This window comes from Halobacillus sp. 12SKB (assembly GCF_052941655.1).
Window position 1 is genome coordinate 2,841,681 of record NZ_JBRFWR010000001.1, and the last position, 13,886, is coordinate 2,855,566.

Genomic DNA, 13,886 nt, shown 5'->3' on the forward strand with positions numbered 1-13,886 from the left:
TTTACTCCCTTTCAAATGTGAAACCACTAAATTCATTTTTTTCTAATCTGTACATTTTTTCTTCATCGGGTATGTGAACTAGAAGCTCCTCTTTATAATTTCCGTAGCTCATAATCTTGTCGAGGAACTCTACGAATTGAATGGCGTCCTCTTCATCCTTTTTATTCGGGCAATAACCTCCCAAAATCATTTCAATTAAACTATATAAGTAAAAGTCAACGTTTAGCATCACTTTCTCAGGTGATTTACCCCCATGAAATCCTACTGTTAACGTCGTGCTGAAATTATAAAGTAAATCCTCTTCTTGGTAATCGAGATGCTCAACATAGGGCTTCAAATTAAGCATTTGGGCTACTTTAAACTTACCCCAATCATTAAGGTAAATGTAATTTCTTTTTGGACTTCCTTTCCACTTAAATATAGATCCTTTTACTTTTTCATATAATTCTTGGATTTGTGTAAGGTCTTTTTTGTTGAAAGCATACAAATAGCTAATATAATTATCAAATGAACTTACGGAAACCTCTTTGTTTAGCTCCTTAGAAGTTAAAAAGGCTGTTCGTACTACTGCTTGAAAGAATTCTTGTTCACTTGAATAAGTGAAACTTTCTCCAGTTACTTTTAAGTCCTTTTTCAAATCTATGAATTGCATCATCCATTTGTATGATACAGGTTCTGCAATAAGCTCCTTTACTACGCTTCCCCAGTCCTCTAATGTGTTCAAGTCAATTAGTATTTCATCCACTCGTTTACTTCTATAACCAATCGGATCTAAATTTACCATAGATTTTAAAATATACGACCTATCTTTACGTTTAAACAACAAACTAGGAGTGGTGCAATTTATTTTCTCAAATGGTCCCCACTGCAGTTCATCACCCTCCACATAACCTTCTGGAATTACAATATCAGCAATGAAATTAAATAAAGCTCTAGCTGATATTACAAGTTTATGCTTTATTAGGTTATTGATTAGAAGCCTAACAATATGTTGCTGTACAGATTCATTCATAAGAAACTTGTAGTTTTGATGAACCACCCAATCTATACCACGTTCTGCATCTTTTTTATATGCCTGGTAAAAAGGATTCTGTTGGTGATCTGAAAAGATCTTTGAAAAGGCAGACTCAAAGAAAGATGATCTCGGACCTTCTTTTGATAACTCAAAAGGTTGGTAATCACTAAAACTTATAATATTAAAAAAACCTTCACAATATTTTCCAGTAATGTTTGACTCGAATATTTTGCTTTCTTGTATAAACCCTTTGAGCTTGTTAAAGGTTTTATCACCGTGATCAGCTTCAAGGAAGTTGTTTAGAATTCCTAAGTTAATAGCTATTATTATACGGTCATTACTCTGATCAATCATTTGATCAGAAAAACCCTCAAGCTCTTCGCTTAACGTTTGTATCGCACTCTTTTTAGGATCAAAGCTCTCTGTTGCATCGTTATAAAGTCTGTAATCGCTGAGGAGCTCGTTTTCATTTTTTCTCAAATACGACAGCAAGTGGGATTTTCCGTCCCCGACACTACCACTTAGTAAGATTAGAGATGGTCCCTGCTTAGTTTTTTCTTGTTCTAAAATAAGTTCAAGGTCTTTTTGTATTTTCCGATCAATATGCATGTAACCTTTTAGTTTACTAAACTCTTCAGGACTCTCAACTGCTTCTTGGGAAGACTCTTGTAATTTTTTTAGTTCTTTAAGGAGGTAGCTTTGATTATCTTTTAATTCGTAATTAATTAATTTCTCATCTGTTTGTAATTTTGGTTCCCCTGAATAGTCATTTTTGTCTATATCCTCTTGCTTCTGATTACGCAACTTTTCTAATACTTTTTCCACCAAGTCATCGTCGTTAATGCTAGTGGTCTTAATAGGTAGGGGGTTCCTGTATTCTGGTATTTTTAAATTAAATGAATAAACTTCTGCGTACCACTTACAAACTTCATATGTTGCTTTATAGACTTTAATAGCAGACTCTAGGTCATCAAAGGCGGGTTCATGTGCTGCTTTGTTTCCGAAACTCCTTATCGTGTCCATATTACTTTTAACTATTTTGGTGAAGTACCCATGTTTATCGAGGTGTATGATCTTGTCGAATAACTTACTGAAATATGTAATTTCTTCACGTTCAATGACATCATTAATTATTGACTCCAATGTTTGCCTACCACTTATGCAGGCAACTTGAGGGTCATCAAAGACGGATTGTTCCAGTTTGTATGCACTTATGTATGCTTCTGGATTCAATTCCTCTATAAATTTAAATATACAACCTGATCCGTGCATTTCGCCGACACTCCTAAGTCCTTTTATTTATTTTTATTTTATCATAGTATTGGTAACTGTTCGAAAGTCACAATTATAAATTATGAAAGTGATTGTATAGAAAATATCAGGTGGAATAGACAAGTCAAGGGACCTAGGGAGTATGAATAGGAGGAATAGATTCCTTCTGTTTTTTAAGTAGAATGGTCTTTTAATATGAAATTTATGATTTTTTTACTGCATATGATTTGGAGGAAGACCCTGCCTTATTGTTAATGGAATTGAAGTTGCACGTCGCTATATAAAGGTCGGGTTCCATTATATCGATAATGACCTTTTGTCCGCTTAGCGGAAAGTAAATAATTTCAAGTTTACTGTACAAAATACCTGTCTCCTTTTCTAAATTGATTTTAGCTTTAATGAGAAAAGTCGCGAGTAGGAATACCTCAAATGCAAATGGCATGTGACATATACGTTGTAAATTAAGGATTCGAGGTGAGACAAATGTTTCCGAATGAGGGAGGTCCTTTCTTGTTTCTCGGTTTATCTATTGCTTGTGCGCTTATCGTAGCTATGATCCCTACAACACTACCAGAGGAAGAAGATGGAGAAGTAGAAAGGGAAGATACACAATTACTAAAGAAAACGATGCACCACGCTAAAAGTTTCGTACTAGCTATATATTTGCTGGCCATATTAGTTTGCTTGCTGGAAATTACAGGATTTTTGCAATACATAGTCGGCGGAGAAGTCAGGAAAGTGTTGGGGTTCTTATAAAATAAAAAGGGGGCAGATATAGCAGCCGCTCTTTTGACCCACGTTATAATTTAATTCCATGAACATCCTTTAATAGGTAAGCATGTTAAATATTCTCTATATTTTGTTACTTTAATTATAAATGAACTAAAGGAGGATTTTATGAGTTCTGAAAGTACTTATAGGAGCAAAGAAGAATTGATTGAGCAGTTAAAAAATAAGAAAGAGACGTTTTGGTCTAATGAATCACTTGAACCTTATCACACGCTTGAAAAAAATCTGCCTATTCCTACCAAAGACCTTCATGAAGCAGAAATGCTTCTTCAAAGATTTACTCCATATTTAGCTAAAGTATTTCCAGAAACCAAGAAAATGAACGGAATCATTGAATCTCCCATTCGCAGCATACCTTCTATGCAACAGGAATTGGAAAAGCGGTTCCAGCAATCCATTCCCGGCCATTTGTATGTAAAGTGTGATCACGATCTTCCGATAGCAGGGTCCATAAAAGCGCGAGGAGGTATTTATGAAATATTAAAATACGCGGAAGGGCTGGCCTTAAAACATTGTAAGCTTACAAAAGATGACGACTATTCCAAGTTAGCTAATCCCGAATTCAAGCAGTTCTTTTCCAACTTTTCGATAGCTGTAGGATCCACAGGCAATCTGGCTCTAAGTATAGGCATCATGAGTGCTGCTTTAGGTTTTCAGGTAAGGGTCCATATGTCCGTGGACGCGAAAGAATGGAAGAAAGAGTTACTCAGGGATAAAGGTGTAGTAGTGGTTGAGCATGATAAGGATTTTTCTTTTGCCGTAAACGAAGGACGGAGACAATGTCAGGAGCAAAACAACTGTTATTTTATTGATGACGAAAATTCCAAGGATTTATTTTTAGGCTATGCCGTGGCTGCTTTGCGCCTTAAGGAGCAATTAAAACAGGAAAATATCACGGTTGATGCGGACAACCCCCTGGTGGTTTATTTACCTTGCGGTGTAGGAGGAGGCCCTGCGGGGATCACTTATGGACTGAAGTATGTTTTCGGGGATCATGTCCACTGTTATTTTGCAGAGCCGACCAGCTCCCCTTGCATGATGCTTGGACTTGCCACAGGAAAACATGAGGACATTTCTGTACAGGATATCGGGCTTGATAATAAGACGGAAGCTGATGGATTAGCTGTTGGACGACCATCCGCTTTGGCTGGCCGGTTGGTAGAAAATATGGTGAACGGCATTTATACGATCAGCGACGAAAACTTGTACAAGCTATTAGCCCTTTTGCATGATTCGGAAGGAATTTCCCTCGAGCCATCGGCACTTGCTGGCATGTACGGTCCTTCTTCCATTGACATTCAAAAACAGTTAGACGGCATGTATGGCTCCCGTTTAAGTCATGCGACTCATTTAGTCTGGGCAACAGGTGGAAGTCTGGTGCCAAGAGAAATTATGGAAGGTTTTGTTTCTAAAGGTAAAACATTTCTTAAGCGGGAGGAATAGAAAGACTATCCTGCTTGAGATGATCCTGTGAATTCAGTTATAGAAAATTTTGTCCCATGGTTCCATAATGGCGGTACGAATATTTAAGTCATTAAAATACATACTGAGAATTTCATTGGGTACTTGCCGGAGGTTCCACACATCAATTACTTGCTGGAAAAGGAAAGTATTGCTAAGCCCTCTACTTTAAATCCGTTTGAACGAGTGCTGCTTCAATACTTTGAAAACAAGTGTTTCTATTGTGAGAATTCTCTAAACAGAGGACAGGCCAAAACTCAAGTGGATCATCATCGCACTGTTGTTGCACAGTACAACGAAACGTTCCGTAAGAATGTGTAATAATAGAGGTGTCACAAATGAAGACGTCGGATATGATTCTACAACTTGTAGCGAAATGAATATAAACATTTCTGAATTACACAGATACCTCAAAACTTTAGTAAGAGCCTAAACACGGAAGCAACACCTTAGACGAGTTACATGCCATAACTGATGTAGTGGGCGTTAAATATGAACAGTCTTTTGTATTGCCGGATGGCAAAACAAAAACAGAAAACGGAGGAACGGTTTTATGAGTGAAAACAAAGTAAATAGCCAAGCCAATGAATTCAGGTATATACAAAAGACCGAAGATGAATCTAAAGCTTCCTACGATATTCTTATCGAAAATAGACAGAGTTTTGAAGCAGATGATGCCTCCGCTGATAAACTGGATTATCAAATAGCTGCTTTCTGTGGAACCTTGACAGCCGTACTTGATATTTTTTGGGTTGGTGATTTTTCACTTTCCGATGCACAGTCCTGGGGACGTAAAGAAGTAAGCGATTTTGTTCTTAAAGTCTCACAAAGCAAAGGCTATAAAGGCAAAGAACTGGATGGTGCCATTAAGTATCTAGAAAGTGCCTATAAAATTCCAAGTGACCGTCTCACTCCCGAATTTGGTGGAGGACTTCAGCATCATTTGCGTGATTTCGCTCATCATCCTACGATTGTGGGACTCTTTATGTCTATCCTTTCTCAGTTTACAGGTAAAGGATATGGAACCGATACAGAAGGTGATTTTATTATGAAAGACTTTCCGAACGATGAACGAATTGGTTCGACATGTAAAGAGAAAATCTTCAATGGAACCGTCATTTGGGCATTTCACCTTGTGAGTGATATGGCTGGTTCAAGCCATAACGCTGGCAAGGGTACAGGAATTCCAGGCCCAATATTGTCCTTTTTCAAAGAAATATCAGTCCTTCCAGTAGTAAAGGATATGACTTTTAAATATCGAGAGGACGAAATCAAATTCTCAGCGTTGATTTCTAAGATTTTTAATAGCACGTACTTCAAAGGTGTACGTGTTGACTTACGTACAGAACTTGGAGTTACACACGAACTGTCGAAACAGGCATTGCCGGTGCTCTTGAATGATTGCATCGTGAAGGGCTTTTATTTTGTAAGAAGACTTTGCATGGAGATGCAAGAGAAAGGTGTTCACTCGTTTGCAGATTTGAAAAAGCTGAAAACAAAGAACTTTATACCAGCAAATAGCAGAGCTCTCACAAGGATGGTAACGATTTCCTCTATCACATTTAATGTTGTTGAGAAATCAGCTGCTTTCACTAAGGCTACCATGCAGAATAAAGGAATGAAAAATGACTTCGCAAAGGACTTCCTCCTGAATATTAATTTTATCGGCATTGCACATTTTGCGGTTGCCTTTAAGCAGGACTCCAAGTTTATGCATGATGATATAAAAGGTCTCTTCCAACTTAAATCTGATAAAGTTATTGAGGGTAATCAGCGTGAGGTTTTGATTTCGTCTTTAGAAATAGAAACAAAGATCGATAATAGAAACCTGTACTTCTATACATTTGATCAATTACTCAAGAGAGTAGTTAAAAGCAGAGATAATTTATCATCACCACTTAATACCCACCTTAGAGAAAATACAGGACGCATTTATGATATAGGTGGCAATGACTTTAGAGTTTATAGTTCAATAGTGGCTACAAATGAGGTAAGAGCAATTAGTGCGATATCAAAATTGCTCATAAAATTGTTTGAACAAAATGGTATGCATTACGAAATGTATCCTGTTGATTCTAAGTTTTCTCGGATGCTCCCTGAACAGCAGAAAAAAAAGTTACCTTTCCATTTCATACTAGTTGAAAACAGAAAAAGAGTTGGATATCTTGTTACTAGCAAACCCCCTAGTTTGGTACCAAATGAAATTGAGCGATTAAAGAAATATGATATTGACGCTGTTAAGTATATCCGTTTGAATAATCCGAGGGGTGATATTCCAATTAGAGTCTTTAATGAGGAAATAGAATATGCTGCCAAGCAAAGCGATGGTTTTATACAGGTAACCTTGATCAAGGATTTCTTTGATACATACTTTGGGCCAGACGAGTTTTCTGTGTTCATGGAATATGTTACGGATTTTAACGAGCGTGCTAGGACATGTGTTGGCTTCAACACTGTTATTGCACCAACTGATGACTCTATTGCTAAATTCAATAAGAGCAAATCTCAAATGTTGCATAACTCTGATTATCTGAAGAAATTACCAGGCGATATATATAAGGGTCAGGCTGATATTCTTTCTGATAATTATATTAATCGTGGACTTTACAGAGCAATGACAGGTTCTTGTGATTTTGCAGATAGTTTTGTTAGCTCTGAATGGTACTACAGTATAAATAAGGTTACTAACAGTTTGGATCAAACAGCCGTTGTTACAGGATATTTAAAATCAGTAGAGCAACTCCTTTATTCAATAGTAAGATTGTCGATAGATAGCGGAAAAACAATAAAGAGAAAAGGCTCAAACGACCTAATAGACTTCACAAGAGCAAATGAGGATTTAATTGACACAACATTGGGTTCTCTAATAAAATTCGCAAAACGTTATGGGGCAATTTTTGTGGTGAATTCTTATGTGAAGAGGCATATTGTCGATACGCTCAATGATTGGCGTGTGAACTACCGTAACGGTCATCTACACAAACATAACCTTTATGATAGCAAACAGATAGATGCCATTCGTGAGAAAGCAATTTATATATATTTCCTTTTACTAGGTGGTTGCAAGATTGATGAGAGTGATTTGGATAAGTTTGGGATAGTGAGCCTTGAGGCTGAGGCTGATATTCATATGAGGCAGTTTGCCTTTTCTCACAAACGATTTGAGGATTGGATAAATCCCCTATTAGACTATGGTTTACCCAAAGATGCAAAGGCAATCATATTCCACATATATGAGAAAGCTGTTTTTGACAACAAAGATTATGGATGGTACCTACAGGTGATTGCGACTAGTAGCTATACTAAAGAAGACTATAAGTGGACATCCGATGAAATGGATTCATTAGGTCACGATATGTTTTGCTGGGAGGCAAAGTATTCACAAGCAGATGCGTTATCTGAAGCAGTCAATGCTGTAAAAGAGTATATAAACAATGGTCAATATTCCGAGAAATTAAAAAGGTATTCTGCTGTCGTGGTCTCCATAAGTCATCATAAATGGGGCGAACATAACGTGGAAGTATATAGCAAAGACTGAAATATAAATATACCGATTACGGAGGTTATGCTATTGAAGTTATTTATTATTGGTAATGGTTTTGATATAGGACATATTACTCTTACTGCATACTAGGATTTCAGAAATTATCTTGAAAGAACTCAATTAGTAATAAGTCCATATATTAACTGGCGGAGATAAGAGATGCAAAGTCTACTATAACCACGAAGATTAAACGGAAGCGCTGGTCCCGATGGTCCCCGCGCTTCCGTTTATAAGATGGCTACAAGTTGGTTATTCATTCTGTTGTTTATAAATCATTTGTAGTTACATCCTTTCAGTCACTCTCCTACTCGTCTCTAATTTTATAGATTGGATTGGTTATTGATGGTCAGCCTGATTTGGACGGCACATATCGGGATGGATAGGATGATTGGTTACAGTTTGAAGTATCATAGCGGTCTCAAAGATACACATTTTCAAAAGGTCTAGGAGGGAGGAGAGATGGTAGAATCTTTTCTCGAAGAATGTAATGAGCAAATCCCTAAAATTATAGGAGAGCATTTGGTTGGCGTATTTCTGCATGGTTCCCTTGTATTGGGGGCGTCCCTCAAAATAGAGGTGTGACCTTATCGTCGTGACTGAAAAGCACATGACAAGGGAACAAGCAGAGTAACTCACAGCTTTTTCACTCCATAAATAAAAATCTCCATTTTCGATGGAGTTATCAATCCTGTGTCGGAATCAATTGAACCAATGGCAGCATTCCTGTCTCTATGACCATCTTTTTTATAATAACCTATTGCACCGTTTCGAATCGCATGATATATTATTATTTGTCGCTTTAAGAGAGGGCTAACCGCAAACGGCTTAACAAAATAAATCATAAAAAAGTTGTTGACGAAAACAGCAAGGAATGATACATTTATTAAGTCGCTTTTTTGAAGCAGCACACAAAACATTTGATCTTTGAAAACTGAACGAACCAACCAGTACGTCAAAACATTTCTTCTTTATAGAAGAGATTTGAAACAAAGCACATTCGGTGTGCAAATGAGCAAGTCAAACTTATCTTTTATGGAGAGTTTGATCCTGGCTCAGGACGAACGCTGGCGGCGTGCCTAATACATGCAAGTCGAGCGCGGGAAGCGAGTGGATCCCTTCGGGGTGAAGCTCGTGGAACGAGCGGCGGACGGGTGAGTAACACGTGGGCAACCTGCCTGTAAGATCGGAATAACCCCGGGAAACCGGGGCTAATGCCGGGTAATACTTTCTTTCGCATGAAGGAAAGTTGAAAGATGGCTTCTCGCTATCACTTACAGATGGGCCCGCGGCGCATTAGCTAGTTGGTGAGGTAACGGCTCACCAAGGCGACGATGCGTAGCCGACCTGAGAGGGTGATCGGCCACACTGGGACTGAGACACGGCCCAGACTCCTACGGGAGGCAGCAGTAGGGAATCTTCCGCAATGGACGAAAGTCTGACGGAGCAACGCCGCGTGAACGATGAAGGTCTTCGGATCGTAAAGTTCTGTTGTTAGGGAAGAACAAGTACCGTGCGAATAGAGCGGTACCTTGACGGTACCTAACGAGGAAGCCCCGGCTAACTACGTGCCAGCAGCCGCGGTAATACGTAGGGGGCAAGCGTTGTCCGGAATTATTGGGCGTAAAGCGCGCGCAGGCGGTTCCTTAAGTCTGATGTGAAAGCCCACGGCTCAACCGTGGAGGGTCATTGGAAACTGGGGAACTTGAGGACAGAAGAGGAGAGTGGAATTCCACGTGTAGCGGTGAAATGCGTAGATATGTGGAGGAACACCAGTGGCGAAGGCGACTCTCTGGTCTGTTTCTGACGCTGAGGTGCGAAAGCGTGGGTAGCAAACAGGATTAGATACCCTGGTAGTCCACGCCGTAAACGATGAGTGCTAGGTGTTAGGGGGCTTCCACCCCTTAGTGCTGAAGTTAACGCATTAAGCACTCCGCCTGGGGAGTACGGCCGCAAGGCTGAAACTCAAAGGAATTGACGGGGGCCCGCACAAGCGGTGGAGCATGTGGTTTAATTCGAAGCAACGCGAAGAACCTTACCAGGTCTTGACATCCTTGGACAATCCTAGAGATAGGACTTTCCCTTCGGGGACCAAGTGACAGGTGGTGCATGGTTGTCGTCAGCTCGTGTCGTGAGATGTTGGGTTAAGTCCCGCAACGAGCGCAACCCCTAATCTTAGTTGCCAGCATTCAGTTGGGCACTCTAAGGTGACTGCCGGTGACAAACCGGAGGAAGGCGGGGATGACGTCAAATCATCATGCCCCTTATGACCTGGGCTACACACGTGCTACAATGGATGGTACAAAGGGCAGCGAAGCCGCGAGGTGTAGCAAATCCCATAAAACCATTCTCAGTTCGGATTGCAGGCTGCAACTCGCCTGCATGAAGCCGGAATCGCTAGTAATCGCGGATCAGCATGCCGCGGTGAATACGTTCCCGGGCCTTGTACACACCGCCCGTCACACCACGAGAGTTGGCAACACCCGAAGTCGGTGAGGTAACCTTTTTGGAGCCAGCCGCCGAAGGTGGGGCCAATGATTGGGGTGAAGTCGTAACAAGGTAGCCGTATCGGAAGGTGCGGCTGGATCACCTCCTTTCTAAGGATATTACGGAAACGTACTGTGTTGGTTGTTCAGTTTTGAGAGATCAAACGATCTTTCAACTTGTGAACCTTGAAAACTGGATAAGGAATCATTGTTTCATCTAACGATGAGACATTTGATGACAAGACATCTAATTGAAATTGTAAACGTCTTTTCACGAAGATAGTTAAGTGAATAAGGGCGCACGGTGGATGCCTTGGTACTAGGAGCCGATGAAGGACGGGACTAACACCGATATGCTCCGGCGAGCCGTAAGTAGGCTTTGACCCGGAGATTTCCGAATGGGGAAACCCACTGTTCGTAATGGAACAGTATCCTATACTGAATACATAGGTATAGGCAGGCACACCCGGGGAACTGAAACATCTAAGTACCCGGAGGAAGAGAAAGCAAACGCGATTTCCCAAGTAGCGGCGAGCGAAACGGAATCAGCCCAAACCAGAAAGCTTGCTTTCTGGGGTTGTAGGACACTCCATTGGAGTTACCAAAGAGGAAGATAGGCGAATCGATCTGGAAAGGTCAGCCAGAGCAGGTAACAGCCCTGTAGTCGAAATCTTTCTCTCTCCGGAGTGGATCCTGAGTACGGCGGAACACGAGGAATTCCGTCGGAATCCGGGAGGACCATCTCCCAAGGCTAAATACTCCCTAGTGACCGATAGTGAACCAGTACCGTGAGGGAAAGGTGAAAAGCACCCCGGAAGGGGAGTGAAAGAGAACCTGAAACCGTGTGCCTACAAGTAGTCGGAGCCCGTTAATGGGTGACGGCGTGCCTTTTGTAGAATGAACCGGCGAGTTACGACCGTATGCGAGGTTAAGCAGCAGAAGCGGAGCCGCAGCGAAAGCGAGTCTGAATAGGGCGAGTGAGTATGCGGTCGTAGACCCGAAACCGTGTGATCTACCCATGTCCAGGGTGAAGGTCAGGTAACACTGACTGGAGGCCCGAACCCACGCAAGTTGAAAATTGCGGGGATGAGGTGTGGGTAGGGGTGAAATGCCAATCGAACACGGAGATAGCTGGTTCTCTCCGAAATAGCTTTAGGGCTAGCCTCAGAATAGAAAGTCATGGAGGTAGAGCACTGATTGGACGAGGGGCCCCTATCGGGTTACCGAATTCAGTCAAACTCCGAATGCCATAGACTTTGTTCTGGGAGTCAGACCGTGGGTGATAAGGTTCATGGTCGAGAGGGAAACAGCCCAGACCGCCAGCTAAGGTCCCAAAGTGTGTGTTAAGTGGAAAAGGATGTGGAGTTGCTTAGACAACCAGGATGTTGGCTTAGAAGCAGCCATCATTCAAAGAGTGCGTAATAGCTCACTGGTCGAGTGACTCTGCGCCGAAAATGTACCGGGGCTAAACACACCACCGAAGCTGCGGATTGATCTTATGATCAGTGGTAGGAGAGCGTTCTAAGGGCCGTGAAGTCAGACCGTAAGGACTGGTGGAGCGCTTAGAAGTGAGAATGCCGGTATGAGTAGCGAAAAAAGAGTGAGAATCTCTTTCACCGAATGCCTAAGGTTTCCTGAGGAAGGCTCGTCCTCTCAGGGTTAGTCGGGACCTAAGCCGAGGCCGAAAGGCGTAGGCGATGGACAACAGGTTGATATTCCTGTACCACCTCCTTTCCGTTTGAACGACGGGGGGACGCAGGAGGATAAGGAGAGCGCGCCACTGGATGTGCGCGTCCAAGCAGTGAGACGGTCGGATAGGCAAATCCGTCCGGCAACGTCAAGCTGTGATGGGGAGGGAAATAGAGTACCGAAGCTCCTGAGTTCACACTGCCAAGAAAATCCTCTAGTGAGGAAAGAGGTGCCCGTACCGCAAACCGACACAGGTAGGCGAGGAGAGGATCCTAAGGTGAGCGGGAGAACTCTCGTTAAGGAACTCGGCAAAATGACCCCGTAACTTCGGGAGAAGGGGTGCTCCTCTGCCGAGGAGCCGCAGTGAAAAGGCCCAAGCGACTGTTTACCAAAAACACAGGTCTCTGCGAAGCCGTAAGGCGAAGTATAGGGGCTGACACCTGCCCGGTGCTGGAAGGTTAAGGGGATGCGTTAGCTTATGCGAAGCGTTGAACCGAAGCCCCAGTAAACGGCGGCCGTAACTATAACGGTCCTAAGGTAGCGAAATTCCTTGTCGGGTAAGTTCCGACCCGCACGAAAGGTGCAACGACTTGGGCACTGTCTCAACGAGAGACCCGGTGAAATTATACTATGTGTGAAGATGCACATTACCCGCGACAGGACGGAAAGACCCCGTGGAGCTTTACTGTAGCCTGATATTGAATGTTGGTACAGCTTGTACAGGATAGGTAGGAGCCTTGGAAGCCGGAGCGCTAGCTTCGGTGGAGGCGCTGGTGGGATACTACCCTGGCTGTACGGACATTCTAACCCAGGACCGTGATCCGGTCCGGAGACAGTGTCAGGTGGGCAGTTTGACTGGGGCGGTCGCCTCCCAAAAGGTAACGGAGGCGCCCAAAGGTTCCCTCAGAATGGTTGGAAATCATTCGCAGAGTGTAAAGGCACAAGGGAGCTTGACTGCGAGACCTACAAGTCGAGCAGGGACGAAAGTCGGGCTTAGTGATCCGGCGGTTCCGCATGGAAGGGCCGTCGCTCAACGGATAAAAGCTACCCCGGGGATAACAGGCTTATCTCCCCCAAGAGTCCACATCGACGGGGAGGTTTGGCACCTCGATGTCGGCTCATCGCATCCTGGGGCTGTAGTCGGTCCCAAGGGTTGGGCTGTTCGCCCATTAAAGCGGTACGCGAGCTGGGTTCAGAACGTCGTGAGACAGTTCGGTCCCTATCCGTCGTGGGCGTTGGAAATTTGAAAGGAGCTGTCCTTAGTACGAGAGGACCGGGATGGACACACCGCTGGTGTACCAGTTGTTCCGCCAGGAGCATCGCTGGGTAGCTACGTGTGGTCGGGATAAGTGCTGAAAGCATCTAAGCATGAAGCCCCCCTTGAGATGAGATTTCCCTTTGCTTTAAGCAAATAAGATCCCTCAGAGACGATGAGGTTGATAGGTCCGAGGTGGAAGCGTGGTGACACGTGGAGCTGACGGATACTAATGGATCGATGACTTATCTATCTGATTGTAATCATTCGTGAAGAACGTTACTTTTCATAAAAGATGTTTCCTTATCCAGTTTTGAGGGTTCACCTGAACTTATGGGAATAAATAAATTTTCATATTATGGGAGCAAATAAAGTTTC

The 13,886-nt window shown here is 42.6% G+C and carries 7 protein-coding genes and 2 rRNA genes; 7 read left to right on the top strand and 2 right to left on the bottom strand.

Going from position 1 to position 13,886, the window contains the following annotated elements; all coding sequences use genetic code 11:
- Window position 1: 1 nt before the first annotated feature.
- Complete coding sequence (gene dptF / locus ACQ4XT_RS14100; RefSeq protein ID WP_446854227.1) at window positions 2–2,287, bottom strand: DNA phosphorothioation-dependent restriction protein DptF; 2,286 nt, start codon at window positions 2,285–2,287, stop codon at window positions 2–4.
- A 510-nt stretch (window positions 2,288–2,797) separates the two neighbouring features.
- Here dptF and ACQ4XT_RS14105 point away from each other — a divergent pair.
- The 5 genes from ACQ4XT_RS14105 to ACQ4XT_RS14125 all read left to right on the top strand — a co-directional run bounded on the left by ACQ4XT_RS14105 (window position 2,798) and on the right by ACQ4XT_RS14125 (window position 8,528).
- Window positions 2,798–3,043, top strand: a complete 246-nt coding sequence (locus tag ACQ4XT_RS14105; RefSeq protein WP_446854228.1) for a hypothetical protein — start codon at window positions 2,798–2,800, stop codon at window positions 3,041–3,043.
- A 141-nt stretch (window positions 3,044–3,184) separates the two neighbouring features.
- Entirely contained in the window at window positions 3,185–4,519 is a 1,335-nt protein-coding gene (gene dsdA, locus ACQ4XT_RS14110; RefSeq protein WP_446854229.1) for a D-serine ammonia-lyase, read from the top strand.
- Between the two features lie 123 nt (window positions 4,520–4,642).
- Window positions 4,643–4,858, top strand: a complete 216-nt coding sequence (locus ACQ4XT_RS14115; protein ID WP_446854230.1) for a hypothetical protein — start codon at window positions 4,643–4,645, stop codon at window positions 4,856–4,858.
- Window positions 4,859–5,090: 232 nt separating this feature from the next.
- The gene (locus ACQ4XT_RS14120; RefSeq protein WP_446854231.1) at window positions 5,091–8,075 is read left to right on the top strand and encodes a hypothetical protein; all 2,985 of its coding nucleotides are present in this window, start codon (window positions 5,091–5,093) and stop codon (window positions 8,073–8,075) included.
- A 390-nt stretch (window positions 8,076–8,465) separates the two neighbouring features.
- On the top strand, window positions 8,466–8,528 hold the full coding sequence (locus ACQ4XT_RS14125; RefSeq protein ID WP_446855685.1) for a hypothetical protein: 63 nt from the start codon (window positions 8,466–8,468) through the stop codon (window positions 8,526–8,528).
- A gap of 185 nt (window positions 8,529–8,713) precedes the next feature.
- On the opposite strand, the gene ACQ4XT_RS14130 is transcribed toward ACQ4XT_RS14125, so the two are convergent.
- The gene (locus ACQ4XT_RS14130; RefSeq protein WP_446854232.1) at window positions 8,714–9,037 is read right to left on the bottom strand and encodes a hypothetical protein; all 324 of its coding nucleotides are present in this window, start codon (window positions 9,035–9,037) and stop codon (window positions 8,714–8,716) included.
- 73 nt (window positions 9,038–9,110) lie between these two features.
- Here ACQ4XT_RS14130 and ACQ4XT_RS14135 point away from each other — a divergent pair.
- A 16S ribosomal RNA gene (locus tag ACQ4XT_RS14135) occupies window positions 9,111–10,675 on the top strand.
- A gap of 170 nt (window positions 10,676–10,845) precedes the next feature.
- Window positions 10,846–13,761, top strand: a 23S ribosomal RNA gene (locus tag ACQ4XT_RS14140).
- The 16S and 23S rRNA genes sit together here, the layout of an rRNA operon.
- The last annotated feature ends 125 nt before the right edge of the window (window positions 13,762–13,886 follow it).